The following is a 19,117-nucleotide window of genomic DNA, read 5'->3' on the forward strand; positions in this document are numbered from 1 at the left end:
CAAAGGATTATCAAGGGTAAAATTAGTATTGAAAGCGTCATTCATTCTGATGGTTGGCGAGGGTATAATGGTTTAGTAGATTTTGGCTATAAGAAGCATTTTAGAGTACATCATAGCAAGAATGAATTTGCTCGTGGTAATGCACATATTAACGGCATAGAATCATTTTGGGGTTATGCCAAAACAAGGCTGGTAAAATTTAAAGGAATGAATAAAAATATGTTTAATTTACACTTGAAAGAATGTGAATTTAGATTCAATAATCGCAAGCAAAATCTTTATAAGATTTTGCTTGAAATGTTCAGAAAAGAGTCGCTTAAGTTGTCATGACCCAAATTTAATTTATGTGCAAAGTTATAAATAATAAAACAATAGCCGACAATAGCAATTTGAATAGCAAAAAATACTTGAGCAAAAGAAAAAATATAAATACCTGCCAGTAAAAAAGCAGTGCCCGGCAATAGCGTCAACCCTCTGAGTATTAAAATCAAAATATAAACAATGTAGGAGGTTAAAAAATATTCGGTGTTTATCAGTGTTTTAAGCATTTTTGGCTCAATTTTATAATCGCTAAAATACAAATAAAGCACGGCAATAATGTTGAACGCGATAAAGCCATAAAATAAATACTTCTTGCTAATATTTTTCATTATCAGTAATTTCTAATTGCTCTAGTTTGTTATAAAAAACGTTCAAATTTTTGGGTTTTTCGCCATATCTAGGGTTGTCATGCATTTTTAAGAATGGACGCGAATTGACTTCTAAAAAAATACATTGCTGTGCATCAAAATCAACTTCAATACCTTGTTTACAAATCACATCAATACCTAAAATATTGGCATTAAAAAAATTAAGTACTTTAATTAAATCTTGCTTATTGTTATCAGTAAGTGTATCTTTATCCACTATTTCAATACTTGAGCCGAGTTTAAGGGAAATTTTATGATGTAAATAAACCCTTTGCTTGTCTGTAGGAATTGTAAAAAAATCCATGTTTTGTTGTTTTAGATGTTTTTTAATGGCTCGATTTTTGGGTATCAAATGAGTAATTGGCATAAGTTGCATTTTTTTTCTTAGGGCGTTTTCCACATTAATCAAGGTATCAATCGTTTGTACACCATCCCCTACTACAAAAGGTGGGTAACGCCTAAGTATTGACATAATGCCAAATTTTGTCATCACTACACGGTAATTTTTACCCAACAAGTATTGTTCTATAATACTTGTTGGCCACCATTTTTTAACCCCAATACCAGCTTTTAATAATTGCACTTTATTTTCAATAGGGAAATATGCACCTCGAGAAAAACCACCAACATTAGGTTTGATGACTAGTGGAAAACCATATTTATCAGAAAACTTGAATGCTGAATAGAGCCCAATAAAAGTCTTGCCTTTGGCATAAGGCAAGATATTTTTCTCAAAAGCATCTCTCGCCTGTGCTTTTGAACGACAAGCACGGCGGACTTCTAGCGGATTGTAATCACTACAACCGGATAAAAAAAAACGCGATAAAAACCAGTGGATTAATTTTGTTGCCATTTTGTTTGATAATGTTTAACAATTTTTTTAACAAAAACAAAGCGATTAAAAATCGATTTTGGCGTTGTGTTACTCACTCTCACCAAATGATACATATTCGTCTTGATAAATTGATGTTTTTGTTGTTTAGTTAGTCTCTTATCGAGTAAATTAATCGGAAATGGTGCAAACAAATTTACCTCGATAATGTGGAAATCACCATTCACCAAATCAGACTTAGAATTTGCATGTAAACCTACTCGTGCAATACGAAAATTGGGTAATTCTTGTAGGTGTATTCGAATTTTTTTTAACTCATCTGCAGTGAAAATTTTAGTGCAATCTTCGTATGTTACATCAGTGTTATTGATGCTATTAATTGGGTAGCGTTCATCCGAATGGTTAATCGAGCGTGTAATGGTTAATTCAATCAAGCATTGTACATTATCAGCATCACGAATGTAGAAAATTTCATATTCTTTTAGTTCACTTGCCGCTTGTTGCACAATATAGGGCGGGTTATTTTGTCCATCATCAAATGCTAAAAATGCTTCTTTTGAATCAATTCTAATAATACCATTTGAGTTTTGCCCCCATTCAGGTTTTAAAAAAACGGGGTATATTTTTGGTGGCTTATTTTTGTCAAAGAATGCTTGTTGTAAGCGCCACCTAGTTGGAATGTATTTATCTATATCGATTTTTGAATAAAAGCCCTTTTCCTTGTTGTACCACTCAGCATTGATTTGGAAATAATACCAAGGGGGGATTCGAAGGCGTATTGACCAAGCAATATAGTAAAAAATTAATTTAAAAGTCAAAAACTTCACCTTTGCTTGGATTGTCTGAATAAAAGTGCAGGCTTAAACTTTTTTCTTTTGCGCTTATTTGATGAATATAGTTATCCATCTTACCTTTAATGCCTTTATTATATTGGTATTCACCCTGATTAAGTATCGTGCTTTGACGCGCAATAAGCGGATTTTTATCAAAAATTTTACAACTCAACTGACCACTAATTAAATACACAAAAGCAAAATCTGGATGCCCATGAATACATGTTGTTGCATTTTTATCCCAATTTAACAAACCCAACCAATATTGTTTATTATCAACAATAATACTTTTTGTATAGCTTTGCTCGGAAAATGGTAGTACTAAAGCACTCACTTCTAAAGTTTGTATCTTCTCAACAGTCAAATTGTAGTTTTCAGCGGCAAGCAATTCACACAAATTTTCAAAATCAAAATCTGTTGAATGTTTGTAATTATAATTTTGAATTTCTTTTAGTGGCATTCTATTTCTCGTCCTATGGTTATTAAACGTTCAAATAGATTGCTTAGTTTCATCTTGTCTAAATTAATATTACTAATTAACAATCGAAATACCAATTTATCACCTATATAAGCAAGTGATAGTAAAGCTATTTGCTCTTGGTGTAGTTTATCACGCAAACACTGATTAAGGTTATTTTGATTATTGTGATTGCTTTTGAAACGAAAACATAGATTAAAAGAACTGCACTTCACTACCATTTCTAAATACTTAGATTGCTCAATAAAACTTTGTGCAAATTCAGCTAAGGCGTAGTAACGCTCAACCCTATCAGAAAAACCTTGTTTTGTATAAAATTTCCAATCCAAAAACCACTTTAAACTATCAACACGCCTCCCACATTGCAGAGAATTGGCGCCGAGGTCAATATCATTGTCTCTAAAAATATAACTACTATCTCCATCTGCACAAGTGCAGGATAATAAGTGCTGATAATTTAACAGTAAAAAATTACACATTAAATTACTGCCCAGCATTTTATGAAAATCCATCGTAAAAGAATCAAGCTGATTTAAACCACTCAAATACTTGTCTTTTAATTTATCATTCATAATGACTGCCCCGCCCCAAGCACCATCACCATGTAGCCAAAAATGATATTTCTTTTTAAGTTTTAAAAGTTTTTCAATATCATCATATGCACCTCGCACTGTTGTGCCTAAAGTTGCGCAAACAAAAAAACAAAGTCCGCCATTATCCTGCACCCATTTAATTTTTTCAGCCAATATTTCTGTATCCATTTTGCCATTGTCAAGGGTTGGAATTTTGATTAGACAATCCGTGCCAATACCTAAAATATTAGCCGCTTTATCCAGTGAATAATGTGCATCCTGACTAACAAAAGCAAACAAACGCTTTTGATTGAACAAACCCGTTTGTTTAACTGTTGTTAATGTTTGGTTACGTGCCACCATCATCGCAATCATATTGGCATTTGATGAACCGGTAGTCATTTGCCCTTCGCCTTGTTTGAAGTCTACAATTTCAAGCATTTGCTCAATCATGTATTTTTCCATTAGTGTGGCAACTGGAGCCGATTCAAAAGTACAACCCGAAGTGTTACTAAATGCGGTAACAATTTCACCGACGATTGAGGGTGCATTTGAACCAGACCACATGCGATTAATAAAGTTAGGATGTGCAGTATTGGGTGAATAATCTAAATATTGCTTTACCCAAATAAATATTTCATTCCATTGCTGTGGATCAATATTTTTATCTAAATCTAATATTGCCTTTAACTCATCAGCTGATTGATAATTAACAAGCTTATTGTTTTTTTTAAGGTTTGATTCTGTTAGAATTTGTAGTGTTTCTTTTAAAACATTATGCATTGCGTTTTTTATTCAAAAACACCATCAATACGCCCAAAATAAGAATGGACAACGCACTATTTGCTAAACCTGAATCAGTTTGAATTTGCCCATTTTCGCTCCATTCTACCACCCAACCAAGCGGGGTAAATAAATGAAAAAATACCGCGCCACTCATTACTACAGTTGCCATAAAGCCACCAATATAATGCAATTTTTCTCTTTGTTGCCACAAAATAATAGGAAGAAGCAAAACTAGAGCAGTTAATAATTCAAAACCACCTACAACATAAGCGCCATATTGACTAAACAACCCGCCAATTGTGTCACCCAAAAAACTGCTCATCCACGTACCCAAAGTGAAAAAAATATGCAAAGGCTCTGCTGCACCATTAAATTTATAGGGCAATGAACTTAAAAAAACATAGGATATCCATACAGAAATTAACCAACTCAGTACTATTTTTATAGTTTTATTCATCTCATTTTCTCTTTTTATAATGCTATATTGTTTATACGTTTAAAAACAATAAATCGTTTCATTTTTTCATATTCTATCTAAAACTTTACCAGAATCCAATACACTCCTTACTATCTCAGGTGCATCTGTCAAATTAGAAACTTTTTGCGTATGCCATAAAATCAAACTTGCTGCTAAAACCAAGCCATCATAAAACATGCCTTTTTCACCTGCAAGTGCCGCCTTACCTAGTGTTACTGTATGCTCTGCCAGTTTTTTAATATCACTTTCAACATTTAAGTCTTTAGGAAATGCAATCGCACGTAATTCTTGCTCAATACCAAGTGCTTTAGGGTCAATATCTACTCTACCCTGTTCTTTAATACCTTTATAAGACACCATCAGCCCTTTTTGTCGCAAAGATGGAATCACCCCTCCTTCTACGCCACGAACCAATAAAGCACTATCCATACCAGAGGCATTCACCAAGTGCGCATAAATTGGTGGGTAAGGTTTGTGTACATAGCCCAAAATAGAATGTGTAGTTTTACCACGCAATGGCCCAATTAACGTTTCTACGGTGTTAATCACTGTGCGTTTAATTAAGCGATTACGCAATGATACCAAATCGTGTAAACCAGGGCAGTAACTGGCTTGATCAATATAACTCCAGCCAATCATTGGATTTTCCAATCGATTTTTTGCCTCTGCCGTAGAATGACTTACGTTTAAACCCAATGCTTGATTAATATGCCTATGCGTAAGTCCAAATTTCGGTGACACACTATCAAGCCCGTGAATAACCGTTGGCAAACCTAATTCTGCTAATAATGGAGGTAGAAAAGAGGAAACGGGGATTGAGCGATTATAACCACTATATGGATCACCCAAATCCACCAATTCATCCACATTCACTATTTGTTTATCACTCTGGGCAAGAATACCTGCCAAAATACCTTCATTTTCTTCCATGGTTTCGCGCTTCATGCGCAAAGCAATCAAAAAGATGGCTGACTGCACCTCATCAATTTCACCACGTAAAATTGCCTGCATACCCTCTCTGGCTTCTTCAAAGGCAATGTCTTTACTCAAATCAGGGCCTGTTGCCACACGTTGAATAATAAATTTCATTAATGCTTGAGAATCTGTACTCATGATTAAACCTCTATATAAATTTCGTTATTTTCTTGTTTAACAGGATAGGTCAACATATTATCCACATCCTCTTCTGAACTATCGCCCGTCACCAAATCAAAACTATAACCATGCAATGAGCACTTTACTCGATTGCCTTTGAGACAACCTAAAGTTAGCTCAATATCTTCATGCGGGCAACGATTTTCTGCGGCATATAGAGTGCCATTATTCATTGTCACAAACAGATTTTTGTCGTCAGCTGTTACTTTCACCATGGTGCCTTCCTTAGGGGCAGAATCTAACACTTTTACCCACATTAGAAGAAACTCCAAATACTGTTACTATTTAGCTCTGATTCACATTGACGTAATTGACGCTTGTAACGCTGAGCATTCTCGTCTACCTTGCTAGCCACTTTTTTCAACCAAGGATTTTTGTTGTATGATTTACTCTTGAAGCCACCATGACCTTCGTGATACGCCAAATACTGATTGTAAGTATCAGATTTAGCAATGCCAAAACGTTTTGAAGATTGTACAATGTACCAACCCACAAAATCCACCGCATCATCAAAATCATCACGATCAGCACTATAGTTACCTGTTTTCAATTGGTACCACTCCCAAGTATCATCTGTTACTTGAGCAAATCCATAAGCCGTTGTTGGCCTAAACCAAGGTACAATACCAAACAATTTTTCTCTTGGTGGCTTAGCATCAGAGGCAAAGTGTGATTCTTGATACATAATTGCTAGTGACACATGTGCCGGTGCACCATACTTTTTCTCAGCAGCTTTTACCGATCGATACCAACTCACCTCCTCATCCATCAAGGTGCAAATATTATTAACTGTAACTGCAGGCGTTGAAAAACAACTACTCAAAAAAAACGGCAATAATAGTAGGTATTTTTTCATTAGCCAGCAACAGGCATAAAGAACACTTTATAAATAACCACAGCTTGAGCAATAAATAAAATCGTGATTGCGAATTTAATCATGCCGTTAGATGAGCCATTTGATGAACTTGATGCAGTTTTCGAACCACCCTCAAGATCTACATTAGTTGCTACTAAACCTTTATCAGACTCTTCCGCATTAAAAACAACGCGTGTATTCACCTTTAAACGTGACTTATTAAAAATATTTTTCTGATGGACAAAGTACTTTTCATCGTCATCACCTGTAATAAATCCATATCCCTTTGTGCCAAATTGTGCCACAACGCCTTTAATTTTCTTAGCCATTTTTTCTCCTACTTTTTACGCAAACAATAAGTTGCTTTTTCAATAAAATCAACGTTCGCACGTTGAAACTTGGGTTCATTTTCTATGTCATTAAAGCATTGTAATTGCTGACAGTCGAATCCCTTTTTGTACAATGACCACACTTCTTCTTGATTGACAGCAAAAGGTGGGCCACTTATTTGTGATTGTGGATAGTTTAAAGTTAATAATAACACTCGACAACCCTTGGTTATTATAGAGTATAAATGTGACACATACTTCACCCTTAACTCTAACGGCAAAGCAATTAACGATGCTCTATCGTAAACCGCAACCACTGATTTAAAATCTTCAAGTTTAAGCTTAAAATAATCACCACAATACATTTGAATATTGTTAGCGCTATAAACGCTAAACTCGCCTGATTGATGAATCGAATACTCAATCTTATTTTCAACAAAAAACTGCTCAGCAGCTAGTGTACTGAGCTCCACACCAAACACTCTATAACCTCGATCTAACAGATACATCATATCTATACTCTTGCCACATAAAGGCACAAAAACTTGATCGCCTTGCTTCAAATGCAGGCAATCTATAAATTCAATTAATTTTGAATTAGGCTTGTCACGATGCCAGCCAATTTTATTTTCTTTCCAGCGTTGTATCCAATCAGTCATGCTAATCCTTAAGCTATAATATCAAGCATGAAAATCAAACGACCAAATCGAAGAACTATCATGAAGTTTATAATGGTTATTTTAGCCATTTTTCTTATTCGTGAATACCAACAACAAGACTTAACGTCAGGTTTAGTGCCGAGCTTTAGCTCAAAAACTTTATCTGGTGAAGTGATGAATTCAAATCCATTGCCTGATCAGGCGATACTTGTACATTTTTGGGCGGTTTGGTGTCCAATATGTAATCTTGAAAATGACAATATTCAAGCGCTCTCTAAAGATTATAAAGTTTTAAATATTGCCATTCAATCAGGCACTGATCTTGAAATTGAGACTTACGCAGAAGATAACAATATGGCGTTAGATAACCTTATTAATGATCGCTCCGGCTCTATTTCAAAATTGTTTGGCGTTAAAGGCACGCCGAGTAGTTTTATCATTAATCCAAAAGGTCGAATCCAATTTACCGAAGTGGGTTACGTTACCACGCTAGGCTACCGTCTAAGATTATGGTGGGCAGGATTATAAATAACGATTGGTCTACCTACCTAAACCCGCTATTTCAGCAGGATTCTTTTTTGCAATTGACTCAGTTTATCAACCAGCAAAGAAATAACAACACTGTCATATATCCAGCCGATCATCAAATTTTTAACGCTTTTGAGCTGAGCAGCTTCAAACAAACCAAGGTAATTATTCTAGCTCAAGACCCTTATCATCAACCAGGGCAAGCGCACGGGCTTAGTTTTTCGGTGCCTGACGGAGTTAAAACCCCGCCATCACTTAACAATATCTACAAAGAATTAGTGCATGATTTAAACATAGAATTTAATACCAGTGGCAACCTAGAGCGTTGGGCAAAACAAGGTGTTTTACTACTCAATAGCGCATTAACAGTTGAAAAAGGCAAGCCTAAATCGCACGCTAAAACGTCTTGGGTTAATTTTACCGAGTCAGTTATTAAGTTGTTAAGCGAGCATAAACAAAATTTGGTGTTCTTATTGTGGGGCGCAGATGCACAGCAAAAAACAAAACTCATCGACCAAACCAAACACTTGGTACTCATCAGTTCACACCCATCACCTTTGTCTGCTTACAGAGGGTTTTCTGGCTGTAAACATTTTTCTAAAGCTAACAATTACCTTAAAATTAACCACTTGAAACAAATCAATTGGTAATTCCAAAAAAAATACCATGAAACTAATTATTGATGACGCTTGTTACGCCCACTCTGAAATATTTTCTCAATTTGGTGAGATTATCACCATGGCTGGGCGCGACATCAATGCCGACTCGGTTAGAGATGCAGACGTACTCATTGTTCGTTCACGCACCCAAGTTAACAAGCAACTATTAAAAGACAGTTCTATTAAATTTGTCGGCTCAACCGTTGCTGGCTTGGATCACGTCGATCAGGATTATCTTAAAGCTCATAATATTGGATTTTTCTCCGCTCAAGGTTGTAACTCAATGGCTGTAGCTGAATTTGTGATTAGCGCCATTTTAAATTTAGCTGAAAAATACAATTTTAATTACCAAGATAAAACACTGGGAATTATTGGCGTGGGCAATGTTGGATCGCGTCTTGCGGCAAAAGCTGAGCTTTTAGGCATTAAAACTTTGTTAAACGACCCAATACGTCAAGATAATGAAAATTTGCCAAATTTTGTCGATCTAGATACCGCACTGCGTGCAGATATTGTTACTTTTCATACGCCATTAACCTTTGATGGCGACTATCCGAGCTGTAAACTACTAAATAAAGCTAATTTTCATAATATTAGTGATAAAACCATTCTTTTTAACGCCGCAAGAGGCGGTGTGATCGTTGAAGAAATTTGGGAAAAAACGAAAACGCTAGAAAATGTGATCGATTGCTGGGAAAATGAGCCAAATATTAACAAAAACTTACAAGAAACAGCCTATTTAGCCTCACCACATATCGCCGGACACTCAGTTGATGCTAAATTTATGGGAAGCTTTATGGTTTATGAAGCTTTATGTAAATTTTTAGGCGAAAAACAGCAAGAAAACATCAAAAACCTTATAAATCCTGGCATTTTAACGCTAGAAAGCGATAATTTACTCGATTGTTTGAATGAAGTTTACGACTTTAAACAAGATACGCTGGCGATCAAAAATATTGAAAATTTTGAGATTTACCGTAGAAACTACCCCATTCGCTACGAATGGCCTCATTTCAAATCAAAAATAACCTTGCCAATTGTTTAGTTTATTTTTCGGCTAATATGGATTTTTTAAAATTCATAGCAATACATACAGGGCAACTTTCTGCACTGTGCTTTCTAAGTTTTTTGCTTGCTTTAGCTATTAAACCTTCAATGCCTTTTTGTTTAATTTGTGAGCCGAAAGAAGCCTGATAATTTTTAACCAAGCTTACCCCTGAAAACACCACATCGTAAATATACCAATCATTACTTAGGATCATTTTAAGAGAGACTTCAACCGGTTTTGAGCTGCCATTAATATAGATATTTAACTTTACAATGGCTTTATTATCTTTGCGCTTTACTAACGGATCAGCTGATATTTGGATACTGTCTAAATTATCATAAGATGCCAAAATAGCAGAATAATTATCAACCAAGGAAACGGCTATATAGGTTTTAAGAATGGCCTGTTGTCTTGGCTTTAACTCGTTCCAATGCTTTTTAAGCGCTTGTTTTGTGCTTTCATTAATATCTAAATTAGGCAGCAACTCTTTAACAATTAAATCCTCAATATCTTCAATTGAATTTTTTCCTTGTGCTTTAGATTCTTTCAATGCAAGCAGTGCATCGGTCATAATGTGCACAGCTGCCACTTCTGGCGGTGGCGCTGAAAAAGTCACAGTTGAAGAAAAACTAGCTATTAAAAATATGAGTGCTGTTGCTATTCTTTTAAACATAATATTAGTCGAAAATTTATAAATTATTTTTTGATTATACTAAAATCAAAGGTGTAGTGTAAATTAGCCTTTAAAACAGGGCTGTTTGGAGTATTTATCAAGCTCCACTTCTTTATCTTTGAATAACTCAGAATTAGTAATGTGGTGAATCGAGCGCATGTGTGGATTTTTCTTGGTCATTTTATTTAAAGTCTGACTTTTTCCAGTTCTAGACATGCAGTGCCACTGGGTTAATAAGCGCGCATTATTTTCCACATCATCTTTATAAACTCTATCTGAAGGCTCAATACCAACCAACTGCTCTCTTACTTTTATTTGAGATGACCAACACTCATCAATATCCATTTCTCTCCAAATTTCACCCACATGCTTGAAGTTAAAACCTGTTAAGTCCAACGCCTTAGCAACAAGGCAAATAATTTGCCAATCAGGCTTTGATTTTCCTGCAGGTGGTAGAAAGGCGTTTTGCTGCAAATATCGACGTTCTGAATTTTTTATATGTCCACTTTTTTCTGACCAAGGGCATGCTGGTAATACAATATCAGCATCTTTAGTGGTTAGCGTTTCGGTAAAGTCTGAGACAATCAACGTGTCAAATTGTCGGTAGTTGATCATACTGTGCGCAGGATTAGTTGACATTACCCACAAAGTTTTAATTTGATCTGTAGAAAAGAATTCTGTCGCTGTTAAATCTTTGGTTTTGGTGCCAATCTCGCGCCCACCCATGGCATTACACTGGCCAGTGAGTGATAACACACCACAACCAGGTTTGTTGATATTACCCGTTAGAATGTGTGCATTGATTAGACTATTAACCTTATCAGTTGCATCTGTGGAGTGCGTTAACCCTTGTGAATAAACACTCAATACCTTCTTATTTTTAAACCACTCTTGGTTTGGTAAATCGTTAATAATATCTAGATCTTTGCCTTGTTCAACTTGAATAAACAAATCTGATCTTTTTGCAGTATTGGTTTTATAGACATCTACACAGACCACAAAGGCTTTAGATTTTTTAATATGATTAAATACAATTGGGTGGCAATCAGCAGTATTACTCCCAATAATAAAAATTGTTTCTGCTAGGTAAATATCATCATATGAGACTGGAACGATATCAGCACCATAAGCACGCTTATTGGCTTCAACGGTAGAATACATACATAATCTTGAATTACTTTCTAGATTTTTAATGCCGTATACATCTGCAAACTTTTTAGCAATATATAAATCTTCCATAAGCATTTGCCCGGATACGTATAGTGCGATTTCACTTTTTTTAGTCTGTTGAAATTTGTCAGCAATGGCTTGTATAGTTTTATCCCAGCTAGCAATAGACGGTTCTAACAGTCTTTGATTATCCGTGCCAATTGTTTCCAATAGAGTTTGGCCTTTAATACACAACATGCCTTGATTAACTGGAGATTCTTTATCGCCAGTTAGCTTAAGCGTGGACCCCGATCTACTAATTTCAATGCCGCAGCCAACACCACAATAAGGACAAGTTGTTTTATAACTCATGAAACTCTCTATTTAACAATTAACAATAATAAAAACACGAAATTAGAAGTAAAAGACAAAGCCAGCCAAAATCTATAGTTACTCAATTTTGACTCAGGTTGTTTAATTTTTTGAATGCTTAAGAACTTAGGGTTTGGATGCTCTAAATCATATAAAAATTCACTCAAAACTTCGTACCGATCTGTAACATCCAAACTACAAGCTTTCCTGATAGCGCCATCAATCCAAACAGGTAAGTTTGGATTGTGCATCAGTGTTGATTCATACTTAAGTTTAGATAGTTTTTTAACGCTTAAATCTTTATCTAACTTATCTTGATATACCAAGGTTGAGGCAAATATTTCATAGACAATTGCGCCCAAACTAAACTGATCTGAAGCTTGAGAAACATGCTCATCTAAAATTACTTCAGGGGCAGTATATCCTTGTGTACCTTGATTACCCACGGAATTAATAGGGCTAACCAACTCCGAAACACCGGCAATTCTAGCTGAGCCGAAATCAATAATTTTAATTTGGCCCAGTTCATCAATCATGATATTTTCAGGCTTAAGATCACAATGGAGCATTTCTTGACGATGAAATGCTCGAACACCTTGAATGATTTGCTTGACATAGCTAACCACAATCTCAACGTCTGGATTAGGGTTGTTATCTATCCATTGCCTTAATGTTTGACCCTTAATATATTCCATGGCATATGCCAGAAATGTTGACTGCTCATCACTATTATGTATTTTTACGACATGTGGGCTTTGTACACGTTGTCCAACCCATTTTTCATACATAAAATGTTTTAAGTATTGTGCATCGTCCTCAAAATTAATCGAGGGCGTTTTAAGTGCAACTATCTGACCAGTTGCAATATCTTTGGCTTTATACAATTGCATTTTTGCACTAGAAATCAGCATAGACTGCACTTCAAAACCATTGATTTTCATACCTTTGTTAAGGTCAGGTGGTACAGGTCTTTGGGTTAGCTCATCAAATGCTTCATCAAGATTTTTCTCGGGCAATTGTTGAATGGTTGCAATCACAGCAGTGATATTGTCAATACTGCCGGAATCTAGCGCACGACTGACAATATCATCAGCCTTTACACTTCGGCTCATGAGTATTTCTAATAACGCATCATCTAAATAATCATGCACACCGTCCGTGGTCATTAAAAATTGATCGCCCTGTTCTAAATCAAAAGTTTGATAATCAACATTAATTCTAAGATCAAACCCCATCGCTCTAGAAAGATAAGTTTTTTCTTTATTGAGACTTAGAATATGATCATTAGTTAATTGTGTCAAAACTCCAGACCTAAATCTATAAATACGAGAATCGCCAACATGGAATACATGTGCGATATTTGATTTAACAATGATAACACTTAAGGTTGACAACATTGACGAGACTTCATCAGATCGGATCGACTGAGAATAAAGCCAATTATTAAGTGCTGAGATAACCTTGGTGGCTGAATGCTCAACGCTCCAAGAATCAGGCGTTGAGTAATAATCACTTAAGAACCCACTAACACAACAAGAGCTTGCCTCACGGGCTCGCGTACACGCACTGACACCATCAGCAATAACTACCGCTACGCCTTTATATTCTAAAGATTTTGTATCTGGCAGATGATAAGCACAAGCGTCTTGATTTTCAGGCTTTGTGCCGGCAATCGTGTGCGAATCAATCGTAACTTTTAATTTCTTCATAATGCTAATTTAATTTAATAACCTCAACCGTTCCATCATCCAACACTTCCACCATATGCCCTTTAGGCTCTTCTAGGAAGAGTATAATCAGCATTAATACAATAACACTAACAACACCAATAAGCATAAAGAACTGATCATAATCAACTAGGGTATTAACCGTTAAAAATAATACTGCACCAACATTACCATAAGCACCAACCATACCCGCAATTTGACCTGTTAAACGTCTTTGAATTAATGGCACCATAGCAAATATTGCACCTGAGCCAGCCTTCGAAAAAATACCGCCAGCAATGGTTAAAGCCACTACCGTATAAATAGACCAGCTTTTATCAACACTGCCTAAAGCTAAAAAACTTAAAGCAACACCTGAAAAAACCACAATCAATGTTAATTTACGTCCGAACTTGTCACTCAAGTATCCACCACCCGGTCTTGCAAAAAGATTAATAAATGGATAAACACCCGCTAATAACGCAGCCGTAATTTTAGGAAGTTCAAACCAATCAACATAAAACATAGCTAGCATCGAAACCACAGCTAACTCTGTACCAAAGGTAACAAAATATGCCCAATCTAAAATAGCCACTTGTTTGAATTTATATTGATGCTGCTTAGGTACAGGGTTTTTCAAAATGTTCGCGTTTACTTGCCAAGTTTTATATACTTGTAAGATAAAAATTAACACTAATGCTGCATACACACTGAGTTCAACAACTGATGAAATCATATTCATATTTTCAGGAGATAGCTTCCAGGTCAATAATAACAACGCCAAATACAAAGGAATGTTCATCAAAATGTATAAAATTAAATCTTTGAAGTTACTCACCTCTATTGCGCCTATTTTTTTAGGTTTAAAATAAGTAGATCCTTTAGGTGTATTGGTGACATTAAAATAATAAAAAACACCATAAGCAATTGCCAGAACGCTAGCCATACTAATAGCATAACGCCAACCATCATCGCCACCAAAGTTGGCCGCAATAAATGGCAAAGTAACTGCTGCACCAGCCGAACCAAAATTACCCCAACCACCATAAATACCTTGAGCGACACCTGTTTGTTTTGCTGGAAACCATTCAGAAATCATACGAATACCAACCACAAAGCCTGCGCCAATAAAGCCTGATAAAAATCGCATTAATGCTAATTGCTCATAAGTTTGCATCCAGCTAAATGCAATAGAAATAAGACCGCCCAAGATAAGAATGCTTGAAAATAGTATCTTTGGACCAAACTTATCAACCAACATACCAACAATAATTCTTGATGGAATAGTCATAGCAACATTTAGAATTAACAATACTTTTGCTTGTTGATCAGTCAATGACAACGCCTCTTGAATAAACGGCATCATTGGGCCAAGGCTCAACCAGACCACAAAGGTCATAAAAAAGGCAAACCAAGTTAGATGTAAAATCCGATATTTACCCTTGAATGAAAATATGTTTAATCTATCTTCCATTGTTATTCCTTAAATTAAGCTGATTGTCTGTGATTGGTTGTTACCCACGGATTTTTAACTGTGCTTGGTAATTGATCAGCCCATTTTTTGATTTTTTCTGGTGTGTCTAGTTTTGAGCGAATATAATCCAGGCCGACACGTTCCTCAAAATGCATAACACGTTCAAGATAGTTGGCCTCTACTCGGTAAAGCTGCACAAATGCTTTCAAGTATTTCACCACATCTTCTTCTTTTTTAAAGAATCGATCTTTTAAACATGCTTTTGTTCTAATACCACAAGCGCCTGCCACATGAATCTCATAACCTTTTTCAGTACAAATAACACCAAAATCTTTAATAGTTGATTCTGCGCAATTACGCGGACAACCACTGACACCCATTTTGAATTTATGCGGCATAAAGTGTGACCAAACTGCATCTTCCATTTTTACTGATAAGCCCATTGAGTCCTGTGTACCCATTAAACAGTGATCTCGACCCACACAAGATTTACAAGTTCTAGTCGCCTTAGCATAAGCATAGCCAGCCTCCATTCCTGCATCAGACAATTCGTCCCACATGTCATTTAAGTTTTCTTTAGGAATTCCCAAAAGATCAATACGCTGACCGCCAGTTACCTTAACGGTTGGAACTTTAAATTTAATAGCAATATCTGCCAAAGCCTTAAGCTCATCTGGCGTGGTTAAGCCACCTTGCATTTGCGGCACGATCGAATAAGTACCATCGTTTTGTAAGTTTGCATGCATTTTTTCATTATGAGGGCGTTCATTATCGTTGTGCTTATACTGCGCATTAAACTGAGATGACAAATAATAGTTAATGGCTGCACCACATTTTTCACATGAATCACTAAAATCTAGTGCCGATCTAACTTCATCAATGGTTGCTACAACCTCTAATGATCTAACGTGCTCACGAACCTCTTGCGTTGAATGCGACGTACAATCACACAAAGTATCTTTTGCCACGGACTCAATGTCAGAAACAAAGCTAAAAATTTGCTTAGCCACTGAAGAACAACCACCACAACCCGTACCACAGTCTGTTTCTTCTTGCATTAATTCAAAGGTATCGCAACCGCCAGCAACAGCGGTAACGATATCACCCTTCGTAACACCTAGACAACCACACACCTGCTCATCATCAGCCATTCTTTCAACACCAACAGAACCTGCAGAAGCAGTATCAATGCTAATATCACCAAACAATAAGGTTTTACGCATATCGGTAATATCAGTTTCTTTTTTAATCAGATCAAAATAGAACAATCCATCTGTTGAGTCACCAAATAAAACAGCACCCACTAATTTGTTATCTCTGATTGATAGTCTTTTACGTGTATTTAATGCATGATCTTTTGAACACATAACTTCATCATCAGCATTGTCAAACTCACCTGCTGAAAACACATCAACACCGGAAACTTTAAGTTTTGTAGAAATATCAGAACCGGTATACATATGGTGATTAACTTCACACACTTGCTCAGCACAAACGCGCGCCTGTTCAAACAATGGTGCAACCAAACCGTAAGTAGTACCTCTATGCTTAATACACTCACCCACAGAATAAATAACAGGGTCAGAAGTCATCATTGTATCGCCAACCATAATACCGCGATCAGTATGCAGACCAATACGCTTAGCTAAATCATCATTTGGCACAATACCGACAGACATAACTACCATATCTGTTTGCATGGTTGAACCATCTTCAAATTCAAGTGATTCAACTTTAGTTTCGCCAACAATCTTTGTGGTCATTGCATCCATCTTAAAGTTAATATTTTTTTGCTCTAATACTTTTTGCAATAAGCCACCCGATGACGGATCCAATTGCATATTCATAATCGAACTAGAATTTCCGATAACAGTGACATCAAAGCCAAGCTCATTTAGACCATTCGCCGCCTCAAGCCCCAATAACCCCGTGCCAATTACCGCTACTTTTTTATCCTTGCCTGCTTCGGATTTCATGTATTCAACATCGTAAATATCTCTAAATGAAACAACACCCTCTAACTCTTTTCCAGGCAATGGCAAAATAAATGGCGTAGATCCTGTACAAATAACCAATCGGTCATAATTAATTCTTTCGAGTGATTGATCCTCAAGATTAACAACTTCAACATTCTTAGCTTTTCTGCCTACTGTGGTCACTTCAAAACCAGGTTTAAAGGTGATATTATTTTGTGAAAAATAATTCTCATCATGAGTTTTAATATCATCAAACTCTTTTTCACCTGCCAAAACTGGAGACAGCATAATTCTGTTGTAAGGCAGCACGGTCTCTGCACCAATAATAGTAATTTGATACATCAATGGATCAATTTTCAATACTTCATCCACCACTTTCATTGCACTCATTCCTGAGCCGACAATCACTAATTTTTTCATTATTACTTCACCTTGTGTTTAATATGGGCTTTCTTTAAGCCAAAAAAAAAGTCAGGCAGAGTAGCTGTATTAAATACAAGTACTGTGTCTGACTTCAATGCCACTCTTGCCAAATCATCTTTGAATTGAGCAAAAAAAAAACGTCTACCTAGAATACTTTTTTAAAATATCTGGGTAGACATCACTGTCTGTTGTTTAATTTCCATCTTTAGAAATCAACTGATTGATATTATACATCACAATGTTTTTCATATTATGAAAATCTAATAAAAATACAACTTCATTAAGATAATATCTTTGCATAAATAGGGATGATTATTCATATTTATGCAAAGATCTAAAAATATAAGTCTTATAATATTTCATCATGAATAGAATAATCATTCAAGAACAGGACTTTGACTTGTCGACTGAAGTGACACTAGCAAGGGGTGCTGATAGCAATATTGGTGCTATTGTTTCTTTTGTGGGTACAGTGCGCGATTTAGAAAATGAATCGATCAAAAAAATGACACTCGAGCATTATCTCAGTATGACCGAAAAAGCACTTGAGTCTATTGTAGAAAAAGCCAAAAATCGCTGGCCAATTGGCAATACTACAGTGATTCATCGTGTTGGCGATTTGTCCATTAATGATCAAATTGTGCTGGTTATTACCACTAGCAAGCATCGCAAGGCTGCATTTGAATCTTGTGAATTTATTATGGATTATTTAAAAACCCAGGCACCTTTTTGGAAAAAAGAACACACAGCCACTGAAAGTAAATGGGTAGAAGCTAAAGATAATGACGCCAACCAAATAGATAAGTGGCGCTAAACCAATTTATCCAACCAAATCTTGAGGCGTATTAAAGTTAACAAACATTTTTTCATAATCTGAAAAATCCACTTCAATGGCGTGATTATCTCTAAAAAACTGCCCAAGCCTTCTTTTACCACTTGCTAGATATTGATCTAACACTGGCTTAATAGATACATTGATCAAAGAAAAAGTAGGATGCAGATGGTTATGTTCACTTGCCACACAGAGTTTTGCATCGCTCCTCTCTATCTCATTAGCCAGTCTTTTAATTAACACCTTGTCAATGTAAGGCCCGTCACACGGAACTACCAATAAATACTGTGTACTTATACAGCCCAAAGCTGCCGATATACCTGCCAATGGCCCTTGAAAATCAGCCAGATTGTCAGTAACCACTTCACCAAACTCTTGATATAGGTCAAGGTTTTTATTAGCACTCACCCATATACTATCTACATTAGCGCGAATGGCTTTAGCAACATAAGAGATTAACGGCTTACCTTTATAAAGGATTAATCCTTTATCTTCGCCATTCATGCGCCTAGCTTGCCCACCAGCAAGAATAACAGCGGTAATATTACTTTTGCCAATATTTTCCATGTGGGTATGTTATCGATAATTTGATAGGCGTATGATACAATCA

General features: G+C 36.0%; 21 protein-coding genes. 5 read left to right on the forward strand and 16 right to left on the reverse strand.

Annotated features, from left to right (window positions below; translation table 11 throughout):
• Positions 1–330, forward strand: a 330-nt coding sequence (locus BTHERMOSOX_RS02295) for an IS1595 family transposase (RefSeq protein WP_138119020.1), incomplete at its 5' end; no start/stop codon positions are given.
• A 306-nt stretch (positions 331–636) separates the two neighbouring features.
• On the opposite strand, the gene BTHERMOSOX_RS02300 is transcribed toward BTHERMOSOX_RS02295, so the two are convergent.
• The 10 genes from BTHERMOSOX_RS02300 to BTHERMOSOX_RS02345 all read right to left on the reverse strand — a co-directional run bounded on the left by BTHERMOSOX_RS02300 (position 637) and on the right by BTHERMOSOX_RS02345 (position 7,667).
• On the reverse strand, positions 637–1,542 hold the full coding sequence (locus tag BTHERMOSOX_RS02300) for a cyanophycin synthetase (protein ID WP_138119022.1): 906 nt from the start codon (positions 1,540–1,542) through the stop codon (positions 637–639).
• Entirely contained in the window at positions 1,527–2,339 is an 813-nt protein-coding gene (locus BTHERMOSOX_RS02305; protein WP_138119024.1) for a hypothetical protein, read from the reverse strand. The genes BTHERMOSOX_RS02300 and BTHERMOSOX_RS02305 overlap by 16 nt, the downstream gene beginning before the upstream one ends.
• Complete coding sequence (locus BTHERMOSOX_RS02310; RefSeq protein WP_138119026.1) at positions 2,329–2,814, reverse strand: cupin domain-containing protein; 486 nt, start codon at positions 2,812–2,814, stop codon at positions 2,329–2,331. The genes BTHERMOSOX_RS02305 and BTHERMOSOX_RS02310 overlap by 11 nt, the downstream gene beginning before the upstream one ends.
• Complete coding sequence (locus tag BTHERMOSOX_RS02315; protein ID WP_138119028.1) at positions 2,805–4,187, reverse strand: pyridoxal phosphate-dependent decarboxylase family protein; 1,383 nt, start codon at positions 4,185–4,187, stop codon at positions 2,805–2,807. Before BTHERMOSOX_RS02315 ends, BTHERMOSOX_RS02310 begins: the two co-directional genes overlap by 10 nt.
• Positions 4,180–4,647 carry a DoxX family protein gene (locus BTHERMOSOX_RS02320; RefSeq protein WP_138119030.1) on the reverse strand — a complete coding sequence of 156 codons (468 nt, stop codon included), beginning with the start codon at positions 4,645–4,647 and terminating at the stop codon, positions 4,180–4,182. Before BTHERMOSOX_RS02320 ends, BTHERMOSOX_RS02315 begins: the two co-directional genes overlap by 8 nt.
• A gap of 66 nt (positions 4,648–4,713) precedes the next feature.
• Positions 4,714–5,781, reverse strand: coding sequence for an anthranilate phosphoribosyltransferase (locus BTHERMOSOX_RS02325; protein ID WP_138119032.1), 1,068 nt, complete (start codon positions 5,779–5,781; stop codon positions 4,714–4,716).
• Between the two features lie 2 nt (positions 5,782–5,783).
• A complete protein-coding gene (locus BTHERMOSOX_RS02330) occupies positions 5,784–6,080 on the reverse strand; it encodes a Rieske (2Fe-2S) protein (protein ID WP_138119034.1) in 297 nt (98 codons plus the stop codon).
• Positions 6,080–6,679: a transglycosylase SLT domain-containing protein gene (locus tag BTHERMOSOX_RS02335; protein WP_138119035.1), complete on the reverse strand. Its 600-nt coding sequence runs from the start codon at positions 6,677–6,679 to the stop codon at positions 6,080–6,082. The genes BTHERMOSOX_RS02330 and BTHERMOSOX_RS02335 overlap by 1 nt, the downstream gene beginning before the upstream one ends.
• Positions 6,679–7,008 (reverse strand): cold-shock protein, encoded by a 330-nt coding sequence (locus BTHERMOSOX_RS02340; RefSeq protein ID WP_138119037.1) that lies wholly within the window; start codon positions 7,006–7,008, stop codon positions 6,679–6,681. The genes BTHERMOSOX_RS02335 and BTHERMOSOX_RS02340 overlap by 1 nt, the downstream gene beginning before the upstream one ends.
• 8 nt (positions 7,009–7,016) lie before the next feature.
• Positions 7,017–7,667: a thiopurine S-methyltransferase gene (locus tag BTHERMOSOX_RS02345; RefSeq protein ID WP_138119039.1), complete on the reverse strand. Its 651-nt coding sequence runs from the start codon at positions 7,665–7,667 to the stop codon at positions 7,017–7,019.
• A 60-nt stretch (positions 7,668–7,727) separates the two neighbouring features.
• Between BTHERMOSOX_RS02345 and BTHERMOSOX_RS02350 the strand changes: the two genes are divergently transcribed.
• Genes BTHERMOSOX_RS02350 through BTHERMOSOX_RS02360 form a run of 3 tightly spaced genes read left to right on the forward strand, consistent with a single transcriptional unit; the run spans position 7,728 to position 9,899 of the window.
• On the forward strand, positions 7,728–8,195 hold the full coding sequence (locus tag BTHERMOSOX_RS02350; protein WP_249360578.1) for a redoxin domain-containing protein: 468 nt from the start codon (positions 7,728–7,730) through the stop codon (positions 8,193–8,195).
• A complete protein-coding gene (gene ung, locus BTHERMOSOX_RS02355; RefSeq protein ID WP_138119043.1) occupies positions 8,177–8,845 on the forward strand; it encodes a uracil-DNA glycosylase in 669 nt (222 codons plus the stop codon). Before BTHERMOSOX_RS02350 ends, ung begins: the two co-directional genes overlap by 19 nt.
• Before the next feature lie 16 nt (positions 8,846–8,861).
• Positions 8,862–9,899, forward strand: coding sequence for a 4-phosphoerythronate dehydrogenase (locus tag BTHERMOSOX_RS02360; RefSeq protein ID WP_138119045.1), 1,038 nt, complete (start codon positions 8,862–8,864; stop codon positions 9,897–9,899).
• A gap of 1 nt (position 9,900) precedes the next feature.
• Here the strand turns inward: BTHERMOSOX_RS02360 and BTHERMOSOX_RS02365 are convergent, their stop codons facing one another.
• The 5 genes from BTHERMOSOX_RS02365 to nirB form a co-directional block, all read right to left on the reverse strand.
• The gene (locus BTHERMOSOX_RS02365; RefSeq protein ID WP_138119047.1) at positions 9,901–10,575 is read right to left on the reverse strand and encodes an MlaC/ttg2D family ABC transporter substrate-binding protein; all 675 of its coding nucleotides are present in this window, start codon (positions 10,573–10,575) and stop codon (positions 9,901–9,903) included.
• 63 nt (positions 10,576–10,638) lie between these two features.
• Positions 10,639–12,096 (reverse strand): molybdopterin oxidoreductase family protein, encoded by a 1,458-nt coding sequence (locus BTHERMOSOX_RS02370; RefSeq protein ID WP_138119049.1) that lies wholly within the window; start codon positions 12,094–12,096, stop codon positions 10,639–10,641.
• Positions 12,097–12,104: 8 nt separating this feature from the next.
• Positions 12,105–13,805, reverse strand: coding sequence for a bifunctional protein-serine/threonine kinase/phosphatase (locus BTHERMOSOX_RS02375; RefSeq protein ID WP_138119052.1), 1,701 nt, complete (start codon positions 13,803–13,805; stop codon positions 12,105–12,107).
• Between the two features lie 4 nt (positions 13,806–13,809).
• A complete protein-coding gene (locus BTHERMOSOX_RS02380; protein WP_138119054.1) occupies positions 13,810–15,276 on the reverse strand; it encodes an MFS transporter in 1,467 nt (488 codons plus the stop codon).
• Positions 15,277–15,290: 14 nt separating this feature from the next.
• The gene (nirB, locus tag BTHERMOSOX_RS02385) at positions 15,291–17,672 is read right to left on the reverse strand and encodes a nitrite reductase large subunit NirB (protein ID WP_138119056.1); all 2,382 of its coding nucleotides are present in this window, start codon (positions 17,670–17,672) and stop codon (positions 15,291–15,293) included.
• A 367-nt stretch (positions 17,673–18,039) separates the two neighbouring features.
• On the opposite strand from nirB, the gene BTHERMOSOX_RS02390 reads away from it, so the two are divergent.
• A complete protein-coding gene (locus BTHERMOSOX_RS02390) occupies positions 18,040–18,489 on the forward strand; it encodes a molybdenum cofactor biosynthesis protein MoaE (RefSeq protein ID WP_138119058.1) in 450 nt (149 codons plus the stop codon).
• A gap of 6 nt (positions 18,490–18,495) precedes the next feature.
• Here the strand turns inward: BTHERMOSOX_RS02390 and mobA are convergent, their stop codons facing one another.
• Positions 18,496–19,074, reverse strand: coding sequence for a molybdenum cofactor guanylyltransferase MobA (gene mobA / locus BTHERMOSOX_RS02395; RefSeq protein ID WP_138119060.1), 579 nt, complete (start codon positions 19,072–19,074; stop codon positions 18,496–18,498).
• Between the last annotated feature and the right edge of the window lie 43 nt (positions 19,075–19,117).

Source organism: Bathymodiolus heckerae thiotrophic gill symbiont (assembly GCF_900128515.1).
Lineage (GTDB): Bacteria > Pseudomonadota > Gammaproteobacteria > PS1 > Pseudothioglobaceae > Thioglobus_A.

Bases quoted from the DNA above. Each gene is read 5' to 3' on its own strand.
- BTHERMOSOX_RS02300 (WP_138119022.1), bottom strand. From the start codon at position 1,542: ATGGCAACAAAATTAATCCACTGGTTTTTATCGCGTTTTTTTTTATCC.
- BTHERMOSOX_RS02310 (WP_138119026.1), bottom strand. From the start codon at position 2,814: ATGCCACTAAAAGAAATTCAAAATTATAATTACAAACATTCAACAGAT.
- BTHERMOSOX_RS02315 (WP_138119028.1), bottom strand. From the start codon at position 4,187: ATGCATAATGTTTTAAAAGAAACACTACAAATTCTAACAGAATCAAAC.
- BTHERMOSOX_RS02320 (WP_138119030.1), bottom strand. From the start codon at position 4,647: ATGAATAAAACTATAAAAATAGTACTGAGTTGGTTAATTTCTGTATGG.
- BTHERMOSOX_RS02325 (WP_138119032.1), bottom strand. From the start codon at position 5,781: ATGAGTACAGATTCTCAAGCATTAATGAAATTTATTATTCAACGTGTG.
- BTHERMOSOX_RS02330 (WP_138119034.1), bottom strand. From the start codon at position 6,080: ATGTGGGTAAAAGTGTTAGATTCTGCCCCTAAGGAAGGCACCATGGTG.
- BTHERMOSOX_RS02335 (WP_138119035.1), bottom strand. From the start codon at position 6,679: ATGAAAAAATACCTACTATTATTGCCGTTTTTTTTGAGTAGTTGTTTT.
- BTHERMOSOX_RS02340 (WP_138119037.1), bottom strand. From the start codon at position 7,008: ATGGCTAAGAAAATTAAAGGCGTTGTGGCACAATTTGGCACAAAGGGA.
- BTHERMOSOX_RS02345 (WP_138119039.1), bottom strand. From the start codon at position 7,667: ATGACTGATTGGATACAACGCTGGAAAGAAAATAAAATTGGCTGGCAT.
- BTHERMOSOX_RS02350 (WP_249360578.1), top strand. From the start codon at position 7,728: ATGAAGTTTATAATGGTTATTTTAGCCATTTTTCTTATTCGTGAATAC.
- ung (WP_138119043.1), top strand. From the start codon at position 8,177: ATGGTGGGCAGGATTATAAATAACGATTGGTCTACCTACCTAAACCCG.
- BTHERMOSOX_RS02360 (WP_138119045.1), top strand. From the start codon at position 8,862: ATGAAACTAATTATTGATGACGCTTGTTACGCCCACTCTGAAATATTT.
- BTHERMOSOX_RS02365 (WP_138119047.1), bottom strand. From the start codon at position 10,575: ATGTTTAAAAGAATAGCAACAGCACTCATATTTTTAATAGCTAGTTTT.
- BTHERMOSOX_RS02370 (WP_138119049.1), bottom strand. From the start codon at position 12,096: ATGAGTTATAAAACAACTTGTCCTTATTGTGGTGTTGGCTGCGGCATT.
- BTHERMOSOX_RS02375 (WP_138119052.1), bottom strand. From the start codon at position 13,805: ATGAAGAAATTAAAAGTTACGATTGATTCGCACACGATTGCCGGCACA.
- BTHERMOSOX_RS02380 (WP_138119054.1), bottom strand. From the start codon at position 15,276: ATGGAAGATAGATTAAACATATTTTCATTCAAGGGTAAATATCGGATT.
- nirB (WP_138119056.1), bottom strand. From the start codon at position 17,672: ATGAAAAAATTAGTGATTGTCGGCTCAGGAATGAGTGCAATGAAAGTG.
- BTHERMOSOX_RS02390 (WP_138119058.1), top strand. From the start codon at position 18,040: ATGAATAGAATAATCATTCAAGAACAGGACTTTGACTTGTCGACTGAA.
- mobA (WP_138119060.1), bottom strand. From the start codon at position 19,074: ATGGAAAATATTGGCAAAAGTAATATTACCGCTGTTATTCTTGCTGGT.